Origin of the sequence: Bacillus sp. ISL-39 (assembly GCF_018613295.1) — a bacterium.
Classification (GTDB): Bacteria; Bacillota; Bacilli; order Bacillales; family Cytobacillaceae; genus Mesobacillus.
In genome coordinates, this window is record NZ_JAGGQM010000025.1 from 198,180 (window position 1) to 222,179 (window position 24,000).

Below are 24,000 nucleotides of genomic sequence, written 5' to 3' on the forward strand. Positions count from 1 at the left end.
TAATTTGATCCACCTTATTCGTTAAGTCATAATTCTCCATAATGTCTTTTCCGATAGTTTCATTAACAATCGTATTCAGCGTTGTTTTCTTTTTTTCTCTTTAATGACTTTTCAAAATAAATGTAATATCTATCTAGAACTTCAAAAATTTCTTCTAAAGCTGAGTTAGCACTTTTATATTTTTCCTCCAAGATAGATAACTTGATTTTGTCCTCGTCCGTTAATCTCTTTTCTAATTCTTGGGCAAAAGCAGTTAACCCTTCTCCTGTGATACCTATTGCAGCCGTTAATATGATCTGTTTACTCGCTCAGGATAGGAAGTGGCATAAAGTAAAGCAAGAATCGAACCCCATGATTCATAAGAAGCTATTTTTTTCTGTAATTGTTTCTCTATCCCTGTTTAAATCACTTTTTTTCATATCTGATTGTGATCGCTAAAGCTCCCCACTGCTTCTCCTGTTCTGGAGTATAAATTTCATATGTACCGTCTACCATCTCTTCCATTTTCCAACCTTCACAATCAAAGTCATGAAACGGGATGTTTTGATACATCTCTTTGAAGGTGTCAAAGCCTCTTAGTTCTATCACCTTCACGACTAATGTTTCATCTTCTTCAGGCACCTTAACAAATTCAATCAGATCGCCAACTTTAATTTTCCTTCTCTTTTCATCGTTCAAACGAACTTCTACTCTCTTCTTCCCCTCAATGATTGATTGAAAGTATTTTCCATATAAACTCATTCGGTGCTGCACGTTTTTACTCCTCTAATGTTTCAAATTAGTTCTTCAAAGCACATTTTAATCCATACATATCACAGGAACTAGTTCATCATTTCGGCTTTTCCGTTATGAGAAAGTACCGTCCAGGTCATCTCCCCGTCAATATAGTGACCAGATAACTCCGTTAATCGATCTTTTGCCCATATTTGTTGCTCCAGAGTCAGCCATGAGTCATCTTCTATGCATTCGTACTCCGCCTCATGGATAAAAGCTAAATAGTATTGAGTAGTAGCGGAAGGTGCGGCATCTATATAGTTCTTTATTTTTAGTACATCATCTTCGAAAAACTTCATAGTACCGCATGATTTATACTTCAATTCAATGATTGCCAGAACATTTTCGATGTCATCTTTCAAATGATCCTTGTTACCAGGATCATCATTTAATTTTGCAATGGCAAGATCCGCAATAAATCCACCATAATAAAATTCAGTAAAAATCCTTAAATTATGCTTTTCTAGCAAACTAGCAAGTTCCGTTCGCAAATGATAATACAGGGCATTTTTTAATGTATCTTCTTTTAATAGATAAAACGACGCATGGTCTTTTGAAATCTTGTCCACCCAAATACTTCGGATAGCCAGGTCAATTGTTTTTTGTATATGCCTCAAATCCATTTAAATCACCCTTCAATAATAAAATACTAACTGAAAATTAGTTATTTTTTCCATTATATCAAATAACAGCTTAAATAAAGCAGGTATTAGAACGATAGTATTAGGGAGGATACTTAACAGCAAGGAGAGAGGATCATGTTATTATTTCTGAATTTCTTGAAGAAGCAAAAGACAGAGGCACCTCCTGTAAAAGCGAAGACTTCCGCTACAAAACAGATTGCCGTAAGAAAAGGGGAAATTGGAGAATACAAGATTGATATACAGCTAGACCAGCTGCCAAAGGACTGTCGCTACTTGAGTGACCTCCTCATCAAGAATCCAAAGGCAAAGTCAGGTTATTCACAAATCGACCATGCGGTGCTAACGCCATACGGCATCTTTGTGATTGAAACGAAAAACTACCAAGGAACGATATACGGCGGGAAAGACAGAAAAACCTGGTCAGTCAATGGGAAATTCAGCATGATGAATCCTTTTGTCCAAAACTATGGGCATATAAAAGCACTAGCTTCTTTGATTGATCACAAGTGCCAGAATTTCTTTATATCAATCGTCTCTTTTACTAAGCGCTCCACGTTTAATGTCGGCCTTGATTACCGTAAAATTGCCTCTAACGAACTCATTGTCTATGATATCGAGCTATCAGAATTCATTCATCGGAAATTATCTGTATTAAAAATCCAAAACAAAAAACCTCTCTTCAGCGAAAGAGAGATTTCAGAGATTTACGAGGTTTTTTCTAGTGCAGATATAAAAGACCCTGCAATTAGACGAGAGCACGAACAGTCATTGAAAGCTAGCGAAAATAGCACAGAACAAAATTCAACCTGTTCAATCTGCAATAAGCCCGTGTCAGATAAAGTAAAATCATATTGTTTATCAAACCCAAAATTCAATGGGAAGATTTTTTGTTATGATCATCAAAGGAATGCGAAGTAAGGAAGGTTCTCCTGCACACCGGCAACTTTTAGTTAGATGATGGGAAGGTTCTGAAAAAAACAGAAGCAATAGGTACGTCTGTAATTACATAGAAATTACCTTTTTGTTTATTGAGCCAGATAACTTTTCAATCCATCTTGTACAGACCTTGTAGGCAGCCTGGAAAATAGGACTCTGGATGAATGTATAAATAAAGGTAAAAATAAAGACCGGACCGCCCAGCAATAGGGCAACCACCAGCACAATACTCTCAACAATCATTCGCACTCTGCTGATTGAATACCCGAGCGTAACCGAAATCGCCAGCATAAATCCGTCTCTTGGCCCTGATCCAATTCGAGCAGCATTATACATTCCTCCTCCAATCCCCATGATCATAATACCAATCAGCAACACCAAAACATCAACCATGAGCGTGGAAGCCTGGGGCAAAGCATCCAGCCAGAGAAAAAAGTCAACCATTGGACCAACCATCAGCGCATTAATAAAGGTGCCAATATTAACATAAGTTCGATCAATCAAAAGAGTTACAAGAACTAAAATGATACCAAAAATCAAGTTCCACGTTCCGATAGTTAAACCAAACTTATCATAAAGTGCAATATTCAATACATCCCACGGGTGGACCCCTAAGTACTTAACCTTGATGGCCACCGCTATACCGTAACTAAAAAGGATAAGTCCGACTATAAAAAAAGGAACTTGTATTTTCAGTTTCATTTTATCACTTCATTTCTTTCAACTTGGTTAATGGACTAGTTTTAAAACAACACGGAAAATTTAAAGAAGAAATTTCTAGCAGTTAGAAAACGAGGTTAAAGTACAAGTATCTTAGAGTACGTCCCAAGCTCTGGGCAAGATAGTAAAGTGAAAGAGTGGCTGTTGCCCGGCGTCTCACAAATTCACTTCATTTCAAGAAGCATAGGGTCATACGTCCCCATGCTTCGATTTATGGCCATTCCACACAGGGCAGTTGCTGTCGGGACACAAAAAAAACTTTCCTCATGTCCTCTATCTTACAAAAAACTTAACGAGTACTCTAGTTGAAAATCCCTTGGATCACTTTCGTAAAATTCCTGTTGAATTTCTTCGGCCACTTTACACCCGATTCCAAAGTAAAAGGCGACTGTTTCTTCTGCAGATCCGGCACAAATAAAGAGCTTATCAGCCTGCCACTCTTTCGCTTGCATTGCTGAAAGGAAAAATAGCTTCTTTCCAATCCCTTTATTCCTGTGCTCAAGTGTGATGAAAAGCTGATCAAGTAATACATAGTTAAAGTTCTCGCCAAAAAAGCCACGATTGACTGTGGCAAATCCTATCAATCTACCATCTTGCCCAAATGCACCAATCGCACTCCCTCCCTGGCTGATCGTTTGTTTCAAATTATTGAAATGATGTTCATATCCATTCGGCCAATCAGGGTCCTGGTAATTGATCTCGACCAGTTGACGTTTGCCATCAACTTCCCTCCACGCTTTCCCAATATACTGAGAAGCGTCCATATCCTTCATCAGTTCACACTCATCCGCCGTTAACTGTCTAAACGTTAGATTTGTCACTCGATTGCCTCCATCTGTTCATTGAAAAATTAATACTCCTGCCTTCTTAATAAATCCTGTTTATATTGAATCACGCTAAGCAGCTTGGCTCCCCTCAAATTCGGAATCATATCCTCCAATTCATTGAGCACCTTTTCCTTCTTCCCATCATGTACCAACTCATCCAATTCCAATAACCTGCGATAAAAAGGATTCCTCACTTTTTCTTTGTATTTCCTATATGATTCACGATCTCCCTGCTCAATCGCAATTCCAGCAAGAGAATACCATTTATACATATTATCCTTTAACCCTTTCGCCATCTCCTCCGCGAGATCATACTGCTTCCTTTTAACAAGCAGATTCACATGATTCAGCTTTTGTTGAAAAGGTGATTTCATTTTTTGCAGTTTGTCCTCCGCTTCTTCCAACTCATCATTGAAAAAATAATAATAAAATTGAAATTGCGGATGCTTTGATTTCTTCATAAAGTCCATGATTTTTTCCGGATTCTTTTCAAAAAGGACCGGATAGAAACTTTTCAACATAAAGACGACGATAAATACCAGATTAACCAAAATAAATAGCCATACTGGCGCTTGCAGGAAACCTAATAATAAATCAGCTAAAAATATTCCAATAAAGAACCACAACATCGATTACTACCTCTTTTGCAAATAAAATTAATCTTATATTACAATGAGTATGTCTATCCCAAACGTGACCAAAGAACTTCCTTTTTCCCATCTTACATCCGATTCATCGTAATGCTGTTTCTCTTCAAATTCTGATCGTAATAGACTAGCTCAAAACTATCTTTGCTAGTGACATAGAGAATGAAGTTCCGTTTCGCAGGCTCCAGCGATGTGGTATAACCGCCATCATGCCCTGTACCGGTCACCGGATACAGATATAGTTTATACGCATTTTCATCCAACTGTTCAAACTTGTACTGCATGTTGTCCGGAATCTCATTTGAATTGATAATGCGATTCTCCATTGACAGGAACCCATCTTCGAAGAAATTCAACTTCGCTAATAGCTTTGGGCCATCCATGATGGTGTCTTCAAAAGAAGCCCACTCTCCTATTAGGAGTGGAACATCGACCAGCTTCTCTTCCTGTGGAAATTGGACTGGCATGAACTTATAGACAAAGTCATAAAGCTGCATGTCCATGCTGCTGTACTGCTCTGTTTTATCCGGAGTGAATCCTTTAAAATATGGAGCTGCTGCTTCCCTTGATTCATACTTAAAAGTACCCTCGGAAACTTCAAAGTGATAGGAACCTTTGTAATAATAGTACCCTTTATAGTAAGCGAAGCCGTCATTATTGGGATTATCAACCGGAGATGCAACTAGCGCAACCGTAATATCACTGAATCCCATCATCACACCATCAGGATTGATCATTGTCATATTTTTATAGACTGTTCCATCAGCATCCTGATACTCTTTATATCCACTGTATTCAGCTTCATAAATCACCTTAGGATAAGCAAGCTTTATCTGTTTGAATTCCGTAATTTTCTTCACATCACTAGTATCAGGCTTCACTTTTTCATCCGTTTGTTCTCCAGCCTGCTCCTCAGCCTGTCCCTCAAATTCAGCATCCACCTCTTGTTCCGCGGTTAAGCCTAGAACTCTCTCTTTCAACTCTGGAATCATCAACCCGACTCCAGAGAATATACAAATAACCCCTATTAGCATTACTGATAAGGTCACTGCGGATATCTGATAATTCCCTTTTGCCATTCTCATGATTAAAAAGATAAAAGAAATGCCTAAACTCACTAAACCAATGATTAGTAAAATCATACTCACATTTGCCAAACTTCCAAACCCCATTCTATGTTGTTCTAAATCCCTTCTTACCTACAGGATTAATACACAAATAATATCTCGATATACATATCGGACAAATGGGATTATTCTTAAGAAAACATACGCCAGGGACCGGGGATAATCAAAACTAATCGCATAGCGATCACTTCAGACGGCCAGCCAATTGTCATCAATGCCCTTCTCCCCTTTTTATGGAGAAAGCGCCTGTTCAACTTGCTCATTTAACTAACCCGTTCAATATACAACAAGAAATGCAGCCAGAGTGTTAAGTTAGTTAAACACAAAGGGTTTAATCCTTCCTAACGACCCTCCACGCCTCGTCTACTTGGATTCTGTCAGAAAGTCTGTTTACTGGCGGTCCACTCATACCACTGGCATTGGCTGTTAGGATTGTCTCTTCATTGCTGTTTCCTCTTGAAATCCTCAGAGTTGAATCAAGTAATTCTGCTTCAAGGACATCAGCCTTTTCCACCAAAGAAGCCAACTGTTGTGGCTGATATTCCACTTCAAAAAAATCAATGGAGATGGCATCATACGTTTTTCCTTGCCCTGAATCTATGAATATCCGATCATGCTCTTCCTTCATGAACTGCTGATAAGCTGAAGGGTTTTCCCAGAAAGCAATAATCCATGCCAGGTTTGAATCTTTTTCACACCAGCCACCCAGCTGTCCAAGAAATCCTTTCATATGGCTGAGTGGCTCCCACTGTGTTTGTCCCTTAGAAAAGAATTCTTTCTTTCGTTCTGCCACCTGACACCTGATTGACTTTATGAGCATGTTTTTTCTCCCAACACCACCACAACTGAATCTGCAACCCATTCATATCCGATTTCCTGATAGATTTTATTGGAAGTAGGATTACTGAGATCGGTATACAGACTCGTTGTTTGATAGCCCTGATCCAGCAACATTTGAGAGAGTGCCGCAACACAATCGGATGCATAGCCTTTCTTTCTATGCTTGATGGGTGTATAGACAAAATTGATGTTGATATTTTTCTCCGTAGGCCTTGTTGCATTTGCCATGGAAACAATCTCCCCTTCTATCTCCCATCCCATCAATTTCCCTTTCCGAATCAACTCGTCCGCTTTGGTATCCGCTTCATCCATGGTGATCGGCAGGTTCACATCTTCACAAAATTGATACACCCACTCTTTTGCAAGACCATGTTCCTGTTCTGTAAGTGCCCGAAGCTTTCCTTTTGATACAACTTTCTTCTTCACCTTTTCGAGTTTGTATAATCCCTGATCCATTTCCACGGTTGCTGTCACATCTCTCATTTTAGAAAGATAGCCAGAGAGTTCGATAAGCAGCTTCCTGTCACCAATAAGACCTGGAATACTCTCAATCTCGTGATGCATCTGTTCTGCGATCTGTCGACGTTCTTCAGTTGAAAAAGAAGCAGCTTTTGAAAAAATGATCTTATCCGGCTGAGTCTGAATCATAGCCCATGCAATTTCTTCATCCTTCCGCACGACAGCCATTAACAGCGGAGTTCTTTCTGCAGATTTCAGCACTCCCAGAGGCAAATTATTCACCACTTCATCCTGTTCCAAAAAATTCGTTACCTCATCTTTAAACTGCAACAGATTTTCATATTTCTGCAGCTTTATCATACTGTCATCCTCATTTCTTTGCCTTGTTCAATGTCTTGAATAACAGAACTATATTCGCTATTACACAGTTTTATCCTGCTTTTACGGTTGAGATCTTCCTCATTCATAAGGAGATTTCAGAGATTTACGATATTTTTTCAAATGCAAATATAAAAGACCCTGCAATCAGACCAAACACGAACAGGCATTGAAGACTAGCGGAATTAGCGAAGAGCCAAATTGAACCTTTTCAAACTGCAATAAACCCGTGTCAGATAAAGTTAATTCATATTATTTATCAAACCACAAATTCAATGGGAAGATTTATTGTTATGAGCATCAGAAGAGTATCCATTAAGGTTTTTAAGATTTGGAGAATATAGCACCCTTAATGGCATCTTGACAATAGAAATTGTTATTTGAGTTTATGAGGGTGCTATTTTTACTTGTTATTTGATATGTCAATTTTAATCTTTTTCGATTAAATCCAATTTATAGCATTATCTGGTAAAATAGATTTTAAAAATTAAGTACTTCAACAAACGAGCAAAATTATCGGGGGTAGAAAAAAGTATGCAAGTATTTATTAGAAACGGTAAACAAAGCGATTACGAGTCATTGCTGCCTTTATTTAGACAGGTTCATGATTACCACGTTTTTGTAAGACCAGATGTATACAAAGAGAATTCCACTCCAGTCGAACAAGAGTTTTTTGAAAGCCAATTAATTGATAACAAACAGCATATTTTTGTGGCTACCATAGGCGATGATCTAGTTGGCGTTGTAGTGACAAAGGAAGAAGAAGTAACCGAAAATACTTTTGTTAAAGCGAGGAAAGTATTATATATAAAGAGTTTATGCGTTGCTGAAACACATAGAAAGAAAGGGATCGGCAAAAAACTAACTAATTACGTTTTTGATTTTGGAAGAAGCATCGAGGTTAATAGTATTGAATTAGGAGTAACCGAGGAAAATACATCTGCCATTGAATTTTATAGGTCAATTGGGATGACAACGAAAAGTAGAAAAATGGAGATAATATTGAAATAACAAAGTAAAGGCTTGGAATGTTCCCAAGCCTTTTGCTAGCTATTTGAATCAAAATAAAATTCACTGTCGGCAAACTCGATAAAAATCGAATTTGTCGATAGAACTTACTCCACTCTCCTAGCCGCCTGTTGAATAGGATCCCACACCCCATTATACGGGGGAGCATACGCCAGATCTAAATCAAGCAGCTCTTCGGTCGTCATGGAATGAAAAATGGCGGTCGCTAGTACATCGATTCGTTTATCGACTCCATTTTCCCCAATAATTTGCCCGCCAAGGACCTTATGTGTCTCTTTATGATAGACAAGTTTCAATTTCATTTTTTTATCATCCGGATAATAACCAGCGATATCATTTGCTGTGATGGTTACAGAGCCACAGGGGATATTCAGCCTGTTTGCCTCTGTTTCTGATAGCCCTGTTCTCCCCAGGGTTAAATCGAAAAACTTAATTATGGAAGTGCCGACAATTCCTTTAAAGGTTTTATGTACATCAACCATGTTCAATCCGGCGATTTGCCCTTGCTTATTGGCATGTGTTCCCAATGGGACATGATCATCCTTTTCTTTTACCCGGTGATATTGTGTGGCACAATCTCCTGCCGCGTAGATATCCTCCACACTTGTTTGCATATAGGCATTTACTTGGATTGCACCATTCAAACTGGTTTTGATTCCTGTTCCTTCTAAAAAGGAAGTATTGGGCTTCACACCTACAGCGACCAGCACTAAATCTGTTTCATACTCTCCTTTATCGGTTTTCACCGATTCCACATGGTCACTTCCGCCGAATGCTTCCACGGATTCACCCATTTTTAACACAATGTTTTGCTTTACTGCTTCTTCATGAATCAGTTCTGCCATGTCTGTATCAAATATTTTGGCTAATTGCTCATTTCTTTCAATAATCGTTACCTTCTTGCCGAGCTCCGCAAAACTTTCGGCCATTTCAAGCCCAATGTAGCCGCCGCCAATCACCGTCACATTATTTATATCTTTTTCCAGATAATCCATGATTGCTTTTGCATCAGGGATGGTTTTTAGTGAGAAAATACCTGGAAGCGTCACACCCTCCCACTTCGGAACGACCGAACTTACACCAGTCGCAATCAGAAGGCGGTCATACGGCAGGCTGAACGTCTCACCATTACTATGGTTTATTCCACTGACCATTTTATTTCCCACGTCTACCTTTTGGGCTTCATGAAATACCCGTGCATCAATGCCATACTTCTCTTTAAAAGTAGACTGAGTGCGTGCGATTAACCGATCTGTGGACTCAATCTTCCCACTGATCACATAAGGCAGGCCACATTGTCCGTACGAATACTCGCCTCCCTTTTCCAATACAGTGATTTCATGTCCAGAGCTGTTTCGTACCATTTGCATCGTAGCACTCATACCTGCCGCATCGCCACCAATAATAAGTATTTTCATCTTCATCCCTCCATTCCTTGTGTATCCATTTATGATTGAGTTTTAAACATTTATATCTATATATAGGTAACTTTAGAAAAATGCTGGTTAACATCCTATTTATTTCTAATAGTTGGGGAAACCGTTACAACAGAAATTATTCAAGATGATGAAAATTATAGAGTTGTAAAAAGTTCAGATAGTCCAGGAACATATACTACAGAGTTTAATACAAAGACGAACGAGGTAAAAGTTTATCAAAATGGCGAATTGCAGAGCTCTACAGTAATTACTCCTAAGGAAGCTCAGCAGGTAACAGAGCCTAGTTATAGTAAAGACTCGCCTTCCTATAGTATGACCAACTCCTGCCTAGCCGGTAAGAGGCATATGATGCAAATGAAAATGCAACATACTTTTATTATGAATTGAAAGGGAGGCTTTGTTTTGACGTTTAACTTACACCTAATTTTCTTGTTTAGTGCAATAATATTTCTAATCATATTTCCTTACTACATAGCTAAGAAATTTCCTGCACTAAGAATCTTTTGTTATTTTACATCCCTCTATAAATATTGATATATCAACGGTTTGACCCGTTGGTGGGATGTCAAAAAAAATATTTTTCGACATACTCCCTAACAGATATTAATAAATATGTGATTCTCTTACAATTGGTGGGTGCGCTACGCGGTCACTACTGGATAATGATGGTAAAGTAGTGATCATTAAATATCCGATGCACTATGGATCTCTGCGTAGCTTATGATGACGTACCCTCCCATGTCTCTGGGCATCTAAGTGCCTACATTCCTTCGTTCGGTCTAGTCATAAGGCAGAGGCTAGCGAAGCTCCTTTATGGACTCGAGGTCGGATGGAAAAAATAGTGCCAGCTTCTCCGTGTCATCCTTTTGTCTAGGTCTTTAAAGGGGATGCAGGACGTTACATAGCCTCTGCGAGACTTGGAATATCCTTCATCATTCGCTTTGCGTCAAACGCTTTGTGCTTCGTGCTAATCCCATGGAGAACTTTTAAGAGTTTCCCGCATAGGACCACAATGGATTGCTTCTTGCGTAACGGATTATCCTTACGATTTGTATAATACTCATGCAGCCTTCTAAAGGCATCATTATGGCGAACCATCGGCATCATCACTCGGAATAGGATGGCTCGAAGCTTTCTTCTGCCCCTTTTGGAGATTCTTTTTTGTCCTTTGTGCTGGCCAGAGGAATTCTCCCGTAATGTCAATCCCGCGAGTTTGATTAATTGGCGTGGATCTTCATAGTGGGAAAAGCTTCCGATTTCAGCTAATAAATCGACAATAGTGGTATCTCCAAGGCCAGGGACAGTTGAGAGCCAATCGTATTCTACTGATGTTTTAACAAGCTCGACCAGGTGCTGCGTAATGCTTTCAATTTCCTCTTCCAACTGGTGATAACGGCGAACAAGTGTGGCGATTTCAATACGGGCCATCTCCCGTCCTTCTGTTACCCCAATCGAGTCTGAAGCGAGTTCTATGAGTCGTATGGCTTTCGGCCTTTGGGGGGATTTGAGCCCCTCAACCTGACGGTAAAGTGCCAATACTTCATCCGGTTGTTTCTGATGAAGATCGGCCGGAAATGGTGTGCACTCCAGGACAGCCATTGCCATCTTCCCGAATGACGGAAAGACCTGGGTGAACTCAGGAAAGTAGCGATCGATCCAGCGAATGATCATGTTCTTGGCGGACCCAAGTTCCTCTGTCAACTTGCTTCGGAACGTTGAACCCACACGGAGTTCAGCCTCCATATCCTTTAGGATGCGAGGATAACTGAAGCGTCCATCCTTGATCAAGCGAGCGATGACCAGCGCATCTTTGCGGTCATGTTTGGTTGGCAGGTTATCATCCAACTCCTTTGATCGCTTGACGTGCATAGGGTTGGTCATCGCCAAGGGTATGCCCCGTTCCTCAAGGAAATAGGCCAGATTGAGCCAGTAATGGCCAGTTGGTTCAATCCCGACAATGACCTCCGTCTTTTCGTATTCTTTCATGGCGGTCAAAATGCGCTGGTAAAAACTCTCGAAACCCTGGCTGGACTGTAAAACCGAGAAAGACTTTCGGAGCACACGTCCACGGTCATCGACAAAGCAGGCAAAATGTTTTCGCTTTGCAATATCGATCCCGACTACGAGTGTATTTTCGGTGACTTGATTTATTTTCTGATTTTGTTTAAAATCCACTATGGAGTCCTCCTTGGTTAACTAAGTTAGGGGTCATCTCGGTCCACGATTTGACACCCCGTATCATACCAAGAGGGCTCTTTTTTGTTCAAGTCCCCGAAAATCCTTCTAACAGGAATGCTCCTTTAGTATATTAATAGCTTTTGCCTATTTCTTATATTCAACTTAGGGAAAAATACAAAAAGGTATTTAAGAAAACGACATTAATCAGTAATAACCACTTTTTAACATTACTAATTAAAAGTAAAGTTGACTAATAACAAAGCTGTTCCAAATATAATTTTTTGATTCAAGTTCAGATAATGCTTGGTGTAACCCAGCATAATTTGTTTTGTAAATCTCTTCTAATAAAACTTTTTTACTTTTTAGACTGAGACAGATACGGCGGCGCTGCTCAAACAAAATGACTCCCGTGTGAATTGGTCAACGTGGTTCAACAGGCCTCCATCTCATAAAGCTCCCCAAAATAACGCTCCTGGAACTTCTTATTCAGGATCCCGGTAAAATAAGCAATAGGATTATTCACTCCCACCTTCGACTTCAGCTTCCGAACGAGCTGCTTGAAGGAGTCAAGGGATACGGATAACAGGAGATCAGTTTCTTCTTCATAGTTGTTCCGGTAGGCAGCGACCTTGCTCATCCGCCAGAATTCCTCGATTGACTTTGCGGCTGGGTAGAAGTATTTAACAAGATTGACGAAATCACTAGGAACCCGGTCACTGACAAAAAGATGCTCTTCCAGTGCTTTACCAGCAACTGTTTTTACCTTCTGGATTTCGGATGATTGTTCTTCAGCAGCCTTTTCTTCACGTTTATTATTCTTTTTTATGTTAGTTTCAGAAGGAATGATAGTTTTATATTGGTGGCTCAATTGATCGCCATCTGGTAGTTCATTCATCGGGAAACGATTGAATACATAAAGGTTGCTAGACTGCGAGCCGTTCTTGCGCGCAGTTTCATAAACAGTAAAAATACCAATTTCACTAGCCTTCAGGATCATTCTTTTAAAAGTAGAACGGGAAATCCCCATCTCCCCATACTCCTCATAAATCGCCTTCAGGACCGTCCCGATCTTGGCATTGGCCACCCCAGGAACCTTCGCAGCAAAACGAGCCAGCCGCTTCAACCCAATCAACTCACCCTTACTGAAAAAACGCTTCTTATCCCCCATCCACATCTCAAAATGATTATTAAACTCCTTCAGTGAACCAAACTGTGAATACTCCGCAAAACTCTCAACAACCGCCGATTTAATTGTCATGCTAATGCACCACCCTTTCACCCTTTATATATGGATGAAAGAGTGGAAAGGACAGGGTGGGTAGGGAAAGATTGTGGCGGTTTTGTGAACGGTTAAATAGAAGCTTTTATAAAAGAGATGGCCAGTTCGGGCAAAAAAATATGATAAGCAGTGTGGACTGCTTATCGTTTTATTTGGATTTCTGAGGATTTATTCAAACTCTGGAGGTATGCTAATTACTAACTTATAATTTTTAACGGCTAATTCAACCTCAAGTCCGTTTGGCAACTCAATATATTATTTCGTCTTCTGACTGAGATGTTGGAACCAACCCTAAGTCTCAAGTTTAAAGAATTAATTGTTGTTACATTGTTCACACCTTAGAAACAGAGTTTGCTACCATTTTTTCATTTCCAACAGGTGTAGTATAGTACCGTTGTTCAATCCCCCAAAGTAAATGTTTTAATTCGTCTTCGTTCTTTATCTTAAATTTTGATTCTTCCTCATCAAAAGAGAGCTTTTCACTACAATAGTCTTTAATGTAAGAATAGATTGCACTCTTCTCCTTTGTTGAAAATCCCTTAAATGTTTCCATAGCTAATGCTATTCTTTTTCTATTTGCAGTTTTTACTTTTAAGGCATCATAACCTTCATCAAGTTTAATATAGTCACTTCTTAGAAATTCTTCTGTTTCTTGTTGTGTGGCTTCCTTGTAAAGTTCTATTATGCCCTTAAAAATCGAAGTGAGCGATGAAATATTCTTAAAATAAAGCGTATCCTCTGACTGCACATAAATAGCATCAGGTATTTCTTTAATAACTATAATAGGAGATTGATTTTCAATTACTGGCTCACCAATTTTAAACCACTTTTTATTAACAATTGTTGATGGTGTGATTTTTTGAAAAAAATATATCCCTTCTTGGTAAGAACATAAAAAAAGTAATTTATTGATATCAATGGTCCCTATCTGATCATAGTCGGTAGAAATAAATTCTTTTTTTAGAAACTCTATACAATAATCCTCACTTGAGAAATTTGGTATGTGAAACCATTCATCATCCTCTAATTTATAATCTGAATTATATGCTTTTGGGTTATCCAAGTCTTCTGGCAGATCAAAAACTTTTTCTGATAGGATCTTATAAATTTGTCCTTCTTTTCCTTTGGTACTAGCAACTAAGTAATTCATATATATCATCTCCCTAAGTCAATAAAAGTAAAATCATTAATTCTCCTCAATTCTGGCAAGTTAATATCATCAGGATTTTTAAGAGATTTTCGAGTTATTATAAAAACTTTTGTCTTGTTAACAGTAGTTAAATAATAGAAGTGATATCCAAACAACAAAAATAAAGGATTAAAGTAGAGGGTTTGAGAATAAAACGTAAATAAAAATAATATTAAGAAAATAAAAATCAAGGTTTCAAAATAATTTATGCTAAGCGCTACAAAGAAATAACCCAAATAACTTGGTAAAAAAGCATTATTTGCTTGCTCCACTTCAATTACTTTAGACATTTTAATAGTTTGTATTTGGCCATTTTCTTTTTTTATATTTCTTTCGGTTTTCTCCAAACTATCCTTAGATAATAAATTAGCTAAAAGAAGACTTATCTGAGTAAAAATTATTGGTAAACAAAAATAGAGGATATACGAAAAAAAATCCGGTACAAAGGATAGCTTATTATCCCATTGTATTGCTGCTTGTTCTTTCACAAGAAATATTACAATTATTATTGATGTAGCGTTGAAAGTAAGAAATAATCTATACAAAAAGTTTATGACTAACGACCTCCTTTTTACAATAAATTATAGTTTGGGAATTTCACTGTTTTTTATTAAATTTTAATTGCTTCTTTATCTGTTGTAAAAAAATAAGTATCTCCATCTTTAGAATACGAATCACCATACCATATCCCCTTATTAATTGCAGACCAATTGAAACGTTTAGAAACGTTTCTTTTTAGAAGAATTTTGCCGCCACCTGTATACTCGGACATTCAGCGATTAATTCTTCTCCTTTGAGAATATTTACGGGGATTTCGGCTTTGTTTTGTATTGTTGGTCTTCTTCTCTCCATAGGACACCTGTCTTTAAATTATTTTAGTAGTTTAAAACCTTGATTTTATCCAAAAACTTTAAATTCCAAACTTAGTTTTATAGTATAATATTACCATATATCTAGGGGAGAAAGGTGAGTTGAATTGTGTAAAACAAAAGCTTTAACACACGACTCAATGATGAAGGCATTAGATTGGTCTTTTGATAAAGCAATTTACGGTGGTGTACCTGGAATGGGCACCGCTATAGAGGAACAACAGAATAGACAAAAGCGACTGGATATGGATTGAATTTTGATTGAAAATGGGATTGGATTTCGATAGGATCTCCCCAGATTATTGCATTAAAAAACCGAAGATCCGCCGGGAGAAGTACCGGAAGAACCTTCGGATTAGGAAAATTAATTTCATTTAAGGAACGCTTATTTTATATAAGAAACCTTAATTTTATATAGAGACATAGTAGATAAAAATACCAACATGCTTTCATTAACGCAATGACTCCTATTACTTGCTACTTTACCCTTCTTAAGGACTTTCTTCTTACCTCATTATCCATTCCAGTCATGATTTTAACATATACTTCCTCAGTAGTTTGTTCTATAACTTTGCGATGATGCTGCTCCCAGCCTCCATTTTCTTTTATTATATGCTGTTGGAGAGCCCCACCTGAAATCCATTTTCCTGTTTTTTCGTTATAAACTTTACCTTTCATAAATACCAATCCTCCAATATTTTTAATCATCATCTTCTTCATCTAAATCAAAAATTAATGGCTTCACACCTAACCAAATATCTTCATCTTCACTTTCTAGTTTTTCTTGAGTAAGTCCAATAATTATTATTTTCTTCATATTTGAAAATGTATCTAACTGTAATTCCCAAAACTCCAAAAATATTTCAACATTTTCTGAATTTGAAATTAAACCATCATACTTATCTTTTAGTAAGGCAATATTCCTTTGAACATGATCCATCTCGAAATCAACAAATTCTAAAACGTTTACTACTTTTGCCCCTGAAAAGATTTTCTTATTAAATTCCTTTTTACCATATTGTACTCTCTGAAATACCTTTTCTACATAGTTATTAACTTTTTCAACAGCCAAATTAACTCCATAAAATGACACTTCCATTTTTCTCTTTTCACTTTTAAGATCATCGGAAATATCTTTTATCGGAAAGTTTGGCTCCCCAAAAACCCGCTGATAACTTTGTAAAAATTTTAAAACCTTTCTAACCTTCGCTCCCCTCAATGTAGTTTTTTTAATATTGTTGTAACTAGTCATATGTTGCACTCCTTATGCAATCATTGTAAATCATCTCACTCGAATTGTAAATAATTTATTTACAAACAATATGATTTTATTTACAAATCATGTGGTAATGATAAAATTCCCGTTTGTTTAAACAATATACATCCATTGAAATGCAACAAGCCCTCTTTATAAAGAGAGCTTGTTATTGAAGGTTTTATCTTACATACTTTTAACAAGGGTATCAATAAAATCATTATCATCTACTAATTCATACGTTGAACTTGCCCACACTTTTCAATAGCTACTGGATCGATAAAAACCTTTATGCTTTCAATTTTACAAATATGCCTAAAGTGACACAGGGACGGTTCTTGTGTCCCGAAAACCCATGCTTCTTGATTATTAATCAGATAAAAAACCCCACTTGCATGTTTCGGTCTTACTAAATTTAAAGGGACAGTAATTAACTTCCCTTTATTAATATGGCAATTAAGATTCTACAAGCTTTTATTTCGACTCCCGTATGGGACAAGAGAACCGTCCCTACGTCTCCGTGTTAACCATAGCACTTCTCTAACTTCTCTTTGATTTCAGAGAAGGATACTATAGGAAATTTCACCTTCTTCTTTCTTGATGTAAAAACCTTATTAGTAACCATATAAGAGCGAATCTCATACTTATCATTTATCTCTAGCATTAAGGACTTTAACAATTTTTTATAATTTTCTTCAAGATAAGTTATTCTTCTTTGAAACTTTTCATCAAATTTATGCTTTTCAAAGAAACTTCTTTGCTGCATTGCATCCTCAAAAACAGAACCGACTTTTTGCAAGACTTTACTTTCTAAGTTCCAGATAACCTTATTTTTATCATCTATTACTAATAAATCATAATCACCTAAATTTCTTGGATGGTTCCCCTTTTTATCCAATTTATAAAGTTCTATTTCTGAAAAGACATTATTAACACCAAGTGTTCGAAAGATATCACTTAAATCCTGTACCATTAAATCTTCATACCTTTTTTTCCACTTGTCCAATACTTCTAATGTTTTATCCATGCCTATTTCAAAGGGTGGATAAAAATTAGGTAAGCCGTGCATCCATAGCAAATGTAAAGAGTGAAGAACTGAAGGAGAATATAGATAAGAATTATTCCTTAAAACAAGTGGTTTCTGGTCAAATCTATTTTCTCGTCTTTCTCTCTCCCATATAGGTAATAAATCTGTTGGTATTCCATTATACATTTTTAACTTTTCTTCTTTGATAGTTAAATAATCTAGTATCTTCATTACTTCCTCTACTGAGATATCATCACTTAATTCAAATATTCCAGCCAATATATCTTCTTTTTTTACAGAAATTACATTATTAGCTACATTATCTTCTATTCCTGTAAATGCGATATCAAACTTTAGATAGGTCAAAACATCAAAAAATAGTGCAAGAGAGAATCCCATATCCTCCTGGAACGCATCAGAAACCTTTAATAAAAATTCCTTATCTGTCATATCACCCTTTATTGGATAATCAGGTGAATTATACTTCCTTTTTACTAGTTCGTTACTCTGGACCTGAACCTCTTCACTTAAAATTGTATTCACATTATAAAGAGAAGATATCTCTATCACAGCAGAGTCCATTTCAAAATGAGCTACGTCTGAATTGTCTTGTAATACTACTAACCAATCAGCATATGCCAATAAATACTCATAATCCTCTTTATCTACGTCTTTTTCAACATTTTCCCTATTAACTGCAAAATTGGATTCAATTAAATATTGTACTGAACGGATATTTTTTTTCGCAGCTTCACGAGTTTCAATCGTTTTTTCTCTGAATTCATCCAGTAAATCCTGGTCTAAATTCGTAAAATTTGAATATCTCATTTGTGATACTTGACGTTCGTGTAACAAATAAGAGTAATGAGCTAGTGCTTCCTTATGAAGTTCGTCTTGGGAAAAACCTTTTATCTTTTCCTCAAAACTTTGTACAAGAGCAACCTGCATCCTTCTAACTATGTTTTTTGCCTCTTGCTTTTCATAAGTACCAGGCTCTATTCCACTTTCCTTGCAGATTACAGCTATATTCTTTCTGACCAACTTAAAGGCTTTCTCTTTTGGCATTGAATAAAAAACATTTGGATTATAATAATAATCAATTGTTGCAGCAAAAATATCTATTGTTTTCTTTCTTGAGTTATCAGTTCTTATGGCTTTATATAACAGTTCCTTTTTACTGCTTAGAACCTCTTCAAATATACTTAACAATTCTATAAAGTATTGGTTTTCCACACTTCTATCATTGGCATATATAATGTCTTCAAACAACTGATCAATATTAACAGTAAACCTACAAACAATATGATCCAAATGAGAGTGGTTGCAATCACCAAATACATACTTATTGTTAGAGTTAAATTGAAATCCTCTGACTTTATATTTTGCATAATTATATGGCATAAATAATAATTGTAGACAAGTACTATTAAAAGGTTCAATTTGTTCTAATAATTCCTGATATCTTTCGATCATTCGCTGATTTAGTTCATCTAAAGTCCTTATTTTTTCGTAAAAATTTTCTTCCAGTTCTTGTGAACTAACAAAGCTCGCATTATGTGTGAAAAAAATAAAACCTTTTTTAGTTATTTGTTTTCCATACCCGAAAAATCCATATTCTGATTTATTTGCATAGCCCTTAAACCCAAAGTCCATTTCCCTGATTTTCCATTGATGTGGATGTTCAAACATTTCAGATTTGCAGTAATATGGGTAATTGTTATACTCGTTACTAAAAATCTCATATGTGTGGCTACTTGGAAACTCATAAGAAACATTTATCATATTAAAATTAATAGCCCCTTCTGAAATTACTCCCTTCATATCGTTAAATAAAAGATACAATCCAGAGGTGCCTGATAATGTATATATTGACGACATTTCTTCATTATTTTTATTCCACTCAAGAAATTCGGCTAACTCACTAAAGTTTTCTATGTTATTTAAAATTAATAATAAATCCAATGCTGACATATAGGTATAGTCGAGGTGGTCAATTCCTTCAAACTTGACTTCAGTAACATCTGTGTAATTATCATAACCTATTGTATAAATATTCCATTCTTTCGGCACTTTTATTGCAAGTCCCTTACCTCTAGTTATTTCAGCCAGGATTAACTCACCCATTTGATGTAGTTCGTGTATCTTTTTTAGGTCCCGTTTTATTATATGATTTGGAAAAGCTTCTTTGTTGAAGACTATTATCAAACCATTCTCTACTGGTGCGATAAATGTAAAATACATTTGGTCTTTTACATTATTATTTAAAATTTGAACAGGAAATATAATATTGGGATTCTTAGAATTAAAAAAATTGAAGTTATTCCTTAATATTTTATATATGGTGGTTTGCACTTTACTTTCAAGACTAACTGTATCTAAAGATTTTACTAAATGATGATAAACATCCACCATTAAAGAGGCATTAAATAATGGGTAAACATTATTATCTTTTCTTATAAAATGTGCTTTTTCTATTGTTGACGTATCTGTAAGAAGGCATTTAATAAACTCTTTTGAATATCTGTTTAAATTTAAATTAAGTATATACTCCTTAACAGAAATAAAATATTGTTCACTTGGTAAATCAAATGCTATTTCCGGGTTTTCATATTTAGAAATGTTAGATTCTTGCAGTTCCTCTATCATATGTTTTGAATACTCAAGAGCATCTTTTAATATTTGGGTTTGTGAAGTTTCTATTGCAAATTGTGTAACCTCATAAGTGAACTCATAACCATTGCCTATTAGAATTGGGTATACATTATTATTAGCTCTGATTTTTACTTCTCCAAAGTCATTAACAGTTAAGTCATCAAAAACTGTAACTGGAAAATATTTTTTTAATTTCTCGTAGAAATGTGTTAACTCTTTGTAATTTCTAATACTTTTTGTGCCTTCTCTTTTATAAAGTGAAAGACTTTGATTTAAAGTTAATGATGTTTTCAAAACTGACCTATTATCTCTCCAAGATAAAATACAAAAAATAGCAATTACTAAATCCTGAAATTTATATTCTTCTAAAAACTCAACTATTTTTTCGTCTATATAACTACCTTCCAACTAAACTCAACCCTTTCACTACAGATATAATAATTTATTCCAATTATACCAAATTGTACTAATATCCTTAAATAGTTATAAAATTAACTTAAGAGCAAAGAAAAATATCAAAATATTGAAGGTGTTGATGTAGTGGAAGTATATAAAGGCGTTAATTGTAAAAATATGAATAATGCTTGTACTGCTTTGAATGCAAATGATAAAACATGTATAAAATCCAGAAAGAATGATGGTCCAAATCAATTAAGAAAGCTAATAGGAAGAGTTAATGCGGACTGGGAATATTGGTTTGAACATAGTAGCGGACAATCATGTTTTTTAGTGCCAAGAATTCAGAAAAATATCTGACGAAGGCAGGATTTCTACATTTAATGAAATTATTCGCCGCTTTTACTACTTCTTTGGGAAAACCTCCATAATCCCGTAGGCTCTTTGAAAAAAAGAAATATAGATTAATAATACTTATAGTATTTTTAGTATATCACCGAGACGGTATTGCTGTTTTCCCACAAAATTATCTACACTGACTTCTTCGGAGAACCTGAATTTAGTCCAATATTTTTATATACCCCTGGATATTTACTGTATTTTACCAATTAATCATTTCTACCATAGGATCTTTTTGGCTTTGCAAACTCTAATTTCAACAGCCTGTCTGTTTCCAGGATAATTTTATTGATTATTGGTAATGATTCCTTTGTAGATTCTTCGATGGATTTTTTATACATAACTTCTAGTCCTGCTGCAACTTTCTCTACTTGAGTCTTACCATTTATCAATTTCATTAGCTTAGAATTAGCAAGGGTCATTAATGGATTCCCAGTTGACAGATTACTTAGATAACCACCTAGAATTGCAGAATGAAGAGCCGTTGAAGTATTAAGTACAATATCAAGGTTTTGATTTATTCTTTCCATTTCTAAAGCTAGTTCTATCAACTCAGCATGTTCTTCTACGTTAAATACAGGGCTACTAATAATTAGATTTGTACTAAGAAATTCTTTAGACCTATGCATATTGTTAGTGAGTCGATAATCCTTGTACATTTCAGCTTCCTTCTTTAGTAAAGTAAGCAATTTAATACGTTGAGTTTGCTGACTTTTCACCATTTCCTTCTCATTCTGTTTTTTTGTAATTATAGAAGCTACATAAATTGATATAAATGGAATAAATATTGGAATTAAAAGTGTAGTAACTAATGAGATATTCATAGACAACCTCCTAGCTACTTTACGTTTGAAAAATGAATTTGTTTCAATAAATGTAATTTATTTCAATAAATTTAAACTACTTATGAGAAAAAAAGACTCTCTAGAGGAATACTCTAAAGAGCCTTAGGCTATTAAAAACTAATCTAAAGTCTAACTAATTTCTATATTCCTCTTTATCCTCAGCAACCCTGGGCATCTCCCTAAAAAACTCATTCTCCTCATAGCTCTGCTGAATATCCTTAACCCGTTCGATAAAATAACCCTCTAACTCCTTATCCGTACAATAAACAAAGCAGCCCTTCTGTCCACGGGTCATCAATGTCCGATAAGTATTACGGATAATCTCATCAGCAAGCTGTTTAGCTTCTTCTGGTTTCTCCTTGAGCATTTTCTTCAAGCCTTTTAATGAGTTGTCAGTTTTAGCGCGTTTGGTATAATCGGTGATTACTTCTCCATCATTAAATACGAGGTCGTCTCCTATAACAACACCCACATAATCAAACTCTAGTCCCTGGCAGGTGTGAATGCAGCCGATTTCATTTACTGATTTTTCGTCAATTGCCCATGTTGCAGAGTTATCGAGATTCCAGCTCATGCTAAACTTGTGTTCCGGTAACTCAATATCATGGAAATTGGTGTTGGACTTTCCTTCCTTGATCCAATTCCAGCAATAGCCGGCCACCATCCGCGACTTATTATTCTTTTTGTTCAGCCTTTGAATTTCCTGGCGCATTTCGTTCGGGTCTTTATAGATGCGGAAATCATAGTTTGTACCGATGTAATTCGAGTTAGCCGTTTCCCGAATCTGCAGCACGTCGTCAATCCAGCTCAGATAACCATCCGAGCCATTGCAGCGGAACTGTGATTCCAGCTTGACCGTCGACACTTCTGCTCCAAGTTCTCCAGCAAACTTTCTAATCATGCCGATACTTCCGATATCCTTCAGAGTCACCCGCTGTCGCTCATCGATAAAAAAGACTGCCAGCTTTGAAGCATTGATAATTTCCTTGACTTGATTTTCACCAAGGTTGCTGAAAAGTCCGGACTTCTCATTCAGGCGATGGGCTTCATCAACAACCAAAACATCAAATTCATTTGCCGGTGCATTGATATAGCTGCCTGATCCAACAAATAAGTTATCAATATGGCCTTTACGGAAGTTTTGCTTTAGCTTGGTCGCATAAATGTTTCTTGGGGCTGCATTTTTAGTGACATATTGAGCGACTAATTTACGATTCGTAGCCTCTACCAACAAGTTAATCGCCAGTACAGACTTCCCAGTACCCGGACCGCCTTCAACCACTAATACCTGCTTAGTGTTTGTCCGTACTGCTTCACTTGCCAGTTGCATCGCCGTCTCATAAACGACTTTCTGGTCATCAATCATAACAAATTCCCTATTACCCTGGAGCATGCTGTTCAATGAATCCTGCAGTGATTTAGACGGCCTAATCCTCCCTTTATCGATCGTATATAATATTTCTTTATTATCACCGTGTTTGATATACCTTTTTATAAAATCGCGCAGCTTGCCGGAATCACCTTTTACAAAAACCGGAGCTTCCTCAATATAATAATCATAAACAGGGTCAGTCAGCGGATCCTGTTCACCCTGGTTTATATAATTATGAAGGTATGCACACGGATAAAGTTGAATTTCCTCTTTTTGCGCATTCTCATTATAGTCTTTGATCAAAACAGCATATGACCAAGCCTGATAAGACGGATGAGTCGTTTCACGCACTCCCCTGTTGATGACCGTTTTAACGATTGCCTCTTTGCCCTCAATCTTTTCAACACTTTCCCACTGCTTTAACTCAACAATAACAATCGATTGCTTGGCATCCTGATCGGAACCGGAGATAAGGAAATCCACACGCTTCGAGGTGTGAGGAATCTTAAACTCAATTGCAACGCCAGCATCCTTAGGAATCTCGCTGTCACTCAACACCCTATACATATACTGCATAGAGTTGTCCCAAGACCGAACCTCACGCTCATTAATGCGGCCAATCTTGCTGTTATAATTGCTGACAATATTATTTACTAGTTCATCATCAAAAACATCCTTCAAGAACTCATCCTTCGTAGCCTCATATACGATCAACTACC

General features: G+C 36.5%; 21 protein-coding genes. 3 read left to right on the plus strand and 18 right to left on the minus strand.

The window, feature by feature from the left end; genetic code table 11:
- Positions 1-405: 405 nt before the first annotated feature.
- Together J7E37_RS17870 and J7E37_RS17875 are read right to left on the minus strand one after the other, a co-directional pair.
- On the minus strand, positions 406-753 hold the full coding sequence (locus tag J7E37_RS17870; RefSeq protein WP_215025878.1) for an ASCH domain-containing protein: 348 nt from the start codon (positions 751-753) through the stop codon (positions 406-408).
- Positions 754-821: 68 nt separating this feature from the next.
- Positions 822-1,397 (minus strand): hypothetical protein, encoded by a 576-nt coding sequence (locus tag J7E37_RS17875; protein WP_215025880.1) that lies wholly within the window; start codon positions 1,395-1,397, stop codon positions 822-824.
- Positions 1,398-1,532: 135 nt separating this feature from the next.
- Between J7E37_RS17875 and J7E37_RS17880 the strand changes: the two genes are divergently transcribed.
- Complete coding sequence (locus J7E37_RS17880; RefSeq protein WP_215025883.1) at positions 1,533-2,336, plus strand: nuclease-related domain-containing protein; 804 nt, start codon at positions 1,533-1,535, stop codon at positions 2,334-2,336.
- An 84-nt stretch (positions 2,337-2,420) separates the two neighbouring features.
- Here J7E37_RS17880 and J7E37_RS17885 read toward each other — a convergent pair whose 3' ends face one another.
- The 6 genes from J7E37_RS17885 to J7E37_RS17910 all read right to left on the minus strand — a co-directional run bounded on the left by J7E37_RS17885 (position 2,421) and on the right by J7E37_RS17910 (position 7,334).
- Positions 2,421-3,056, minus strand: coding sequence for a YczE/YyaS/YitT family protein (locus J7E37_RS17885; RefSeq protein WP_215025886.1), 636 nt, complete (start codon positions 3,054-3,056; stop codon positions 2,421-2,423).
- A gap of 296 nt (positions 3,057-3,352) precedes the next feature.
- On the minus strand, positions 3,353-3,895 hold the full coding sequence (locus J7E37_RS17890) for a GNAT family N-acetyltransferase (RefSeq protein ID WP_215025889.1): 543 nt from the start codon (positions 3,893-3,895) through the stop codon (positions 3,353-3,355).
- Positions 3,896-3,924: 29 nt separating this feature from the next.
- Positions 3,925-4,530 carry a hypothetical protein gene (locus J7E37_RS17895; protein ID WP_215025893.1) on the minus strand — a complete coding sequence of 202 codons (606 nt, stop codon included), beginning with the start codon at positions 4,528-4,530 and terminating at the stop codon, positions 3,925-3,927.
- A gap of 92 nt (positions 4,531-4,622) precedes the next feature.
- The gene (locus J7E37_RS17900) at positions 4,623-5,705 is read right to left on the minus strand and encodes a hypothetical protein (protein ID WP_215025896.1); all 1,083 of its coding nucleotides are present in this window, start codon (positions 5,703-5,705) and stop codon (positions 4,623-4,625) included.
- Between the two features lie 301 nt (positions 5,706-6,006).
- Positions 6,007-6,495, minus strand: coding sequence for a YdbC family protein (locus tag J7E37_RS17905; RefSeq protein ID WP_215025899.1), 489 nt, complete (start codon positions 6,493-6,495; stop codon positions 6,007-6,009).
- Complete coding sequence (locus J7E37_RS17910; protein WP_215025904.1) at positions 6,486-7,334, minus strand: GNAT family N-acetyltransferase; 849 nt, start codon at positions 7,332-7,334, stop codon at positions 6,486-6,488. Before J7E37_RS17910 ends, J7E37_RS17905 begins: the two co-directional genes overlap by 10 nt.
- A gap of 552 nt (positions 7,335-7,886) precedes the next feature.
- Between J7E37_RS17910 and J7E37_RS17915 the strand changes: the two genes are divergently transcribed.
- Entirely contained in the window at positions 7,887-8,363 is a 477-nt protein-coding gene (locus tag J7E37_RS17915) for a GNAT family N-acetyltransferase (protein ID WP_215025907.1), read from the plus strand.
- 104 nt (positions 8,364-8,467) lie between these two features.
- On the opposite strand, the gene J7E37_RS17920 is transcribed toward J7E37_RS17915, so the two are convergent.
- The 8 genes from J7E37_RS17920 to J7E37_RS17955 form a co-directional block, all read right to left on the minus strand.
- Positions 8,468-9,799, minus strand: a complete 1,332-nt coding sequence (locus tag J7E37_RS17920) for a CoA-disulfide reductase (protein WP_215025911.1) — start codon at positions 9,797-9,799, stop codon at positions 8,468-8,470.
- Positions 9,800-10,717: 918 nt separating this feature from the next.
- A complete protein-coding gene (locus J7E37_RS17925; protein ID WP_215025913.1) occupies positions 10,718-11,995 on the minus strand; it encodes an IS110 family RNA-guided transposase in 1,278 nt (425 codons plus the stop codon).
- Between the two features lie 433 nt (positions 11,996-12,428).
- Positions 12,429-13,256 carry a hypothetical protein gene (locus J7E37_RS17930; RefSeq protein ID WP_215025916.1) on the minus strand — a complete coding sequence of 276 codons (828 nt, stop codon included), beginning with the start codon at positions 13,254-13,256 and terminating at the stop codon, positions 12,429-12,431.
- 352 nt (positions 13,257-13,608) lie between these two features.
- The gene (locus J7E37_RS17935; protein ID WP_215025919.1) at positions 13,609-14,427 is read right to left on the minus strand and encodes a hypothetical protein; all 819 of its coding nucleotides are present in this window, start codon (positions 14,425-14,427) and stop codon (positions 13,609-13,611) included.
- A 5-nt stretch (positions 14,428-14,432) separates the two neighbouring features.
- On the minus strand, positions 14,433-14,954 hold the full coding sequence (locus J7E37_RS17940; RefSeq protein ID WP_215025922.1) for a hypothetical protein: 522 nt from the start codon (positions 14,952-14,954) through the stop codon (positions 14,433-14,435).
- 858 nt (positions 14,955-15,812) lie between these two features.
- A complete protein-coding gene (locus J7E37_RS17945; protein ID WP_215025925.1) occupies positions 15,813-16,013 on the minus strand; it encodes a hypothetical protein in 201 nt (66 codons plus the stop codon).
- A 22-nt stretch (positions 16,014-16,035) separates the two neighbouring features.
- The gene (locus J7E37_RS17950) at positions 16,036-16,587 is read right to left on the minus strand and encodes a hypothetical protein (protein ID WP_215025928.1); all 552 of its coding nucleotides are present in this window, start codon (positions 16,585-16,587) and stop codon (positions 16,036-16,038) included.
- 526 nt (positions 16,588-17,113) lie between these two features.
- Positions 17,114-20,677 carry a hypothetical protein gene (locus tag J7E37_RS17955; protein ID WP_215025931.1) on the minus strand — a complete coding sequence of 1,188 codons (3,564 nt, stop codon included), beginning with the start codon at positions 20,675-20,677 and terminating at the stop codon, positions 17,114-17,116.
- Positions 20,678-20,809: 132 nt separating this feature from the next.
- Between J7E37_RS17955 and J7E37_RS17960 the strand changes: the two genes are divergently transcribed.
- Complete coding sequence (locus J7E37_RS17960; protein ID WP_215025934.1) at positions 20,810-21,025, plus strand: hypothetical protein; 216 nt, start codon at positions 20,810-20,812, stop codon at positions 21,023-21,025.
- A gap of 248 nt (positions 21,026-21,273) precedes the next feature.
- On the opposite strand, the gene J7E37_RS17965 is transcribed toward J7E37_RS17960, so the two are convergent.
- Both J7E37_RS17965 and J7E37_RS17970 read right to left on the minus strand, forming a co-directional pair.
- Positions 21,274-21,888, minus strand: a complete 615-nt coding sequence (locus J7E37_RS17965) for a hypothetical protein (protein WP_215025937.1) — start codon at positions 21,886-21,888, stop codon at positions 21,274-21,276.
- Positions 21,889-22,042: 154 nt separating this feature from the next.
- Complete coding sequence (locus J7E37_RS17970) at positions 22,043-23,995, minus strand: DUF2075 domain-containing protein (RefSeq protein WP_215025940.1); 1,953 nt, start codon at positions 23,993-23,995, stop codon at positions 22,043-22,045.
- Between the last annotated feature and the right edge of the window lie 5 nt (positions 23,996-24,000).

Coding starts and splice junctions, on each gene's coding strand:
- J7E37_RS17875 (WP_215025880.1), bottom strand. CDS start 1,397: ATGGATTTGAGGCATATACAAAAAACAATTGACCTGGCTATCCGAAGT.
- J7E37_RS17930 (WP_215025916.1), bottom strand. CDS start 13,256: ATGACAATTAAATCGGCGGTTGTTGAGAGTTTTGCGGAGTATTCACAG.
- J7E37_RS17905 (WP_215025899.1), bottom strand. CDS start 6,495: ATGCTCATAAAGTCAATCAGGTGTCAGGTGGCAGAACGAAAGAAAGAA.
- J7E37_RS17945 (WP_215025925.1), bottom strand. CDS start 16,013: ATGAAAGGTAAAGTTTATAACGAAAAAACAGGAAAATGGATTTCAGGT.
- J7E37_RS17915 (WP_215025907.1), top strand. CDS start 7,887: ATGCAAGTATTTATTAGAAACGGTAAACAAAGCGATTACGAGTCATTG.
- J7E37_RS17920 (WP_215025911.1), bottom strand. CDS start 9,799: ATGAAAATACTTATTATTGGTGGCGATGCGGCAGGTATGAGTGCTACG.
- J7E37_RS17935 (WP_215025919.1), bottom strand. CDS start 14,427: ATGAATTACTTAGTTGCTAGTACCAAAGGAAAAGAAGGACAAATTTAT.
- J7E37_RS17885 (WP_215025886.1), bottom strand. CDS start 3,056: ATGAAACTGAAAATACAAGTTCCTTTTTTTATAGTCGGACTTATCCTT.
- J7E37_RS17880 (WP_215025883.1), top strand. CDS start 1,533: ATGTTATTATTTCTGAATTTCTTGAAGAAGCAAAAGACAGAGGCACCT.
- J7E37_RS17895 (WP_215025893.1), bottom strand. CDS start 4,530: ATGTTGTGGTTCTTTATTGGAATATTTTTAGCTGATTTATTATTAGGT.
- J7E37_RS17965 (WP_215025937.1), bottom strand. CDS start 21,888: ATGAATATCTCATTAGTTACTACACTTTTAATTCCAATATTTATTCCA.
- J7E37_RS17950 (WP_215025928.1), bottom strand. CDS start 16,587: ATGACTAGTTACAACAATATTAAAAAAACTACATTGAGGGGAGCGAAG.
- J7E37_RS17910 (WP_215025904.1), bottom strand. CDS start 7,334: ATGATAAAGCTGCAGAAATATGAAAATCTGTTGCAGTTTAAAGATGAG.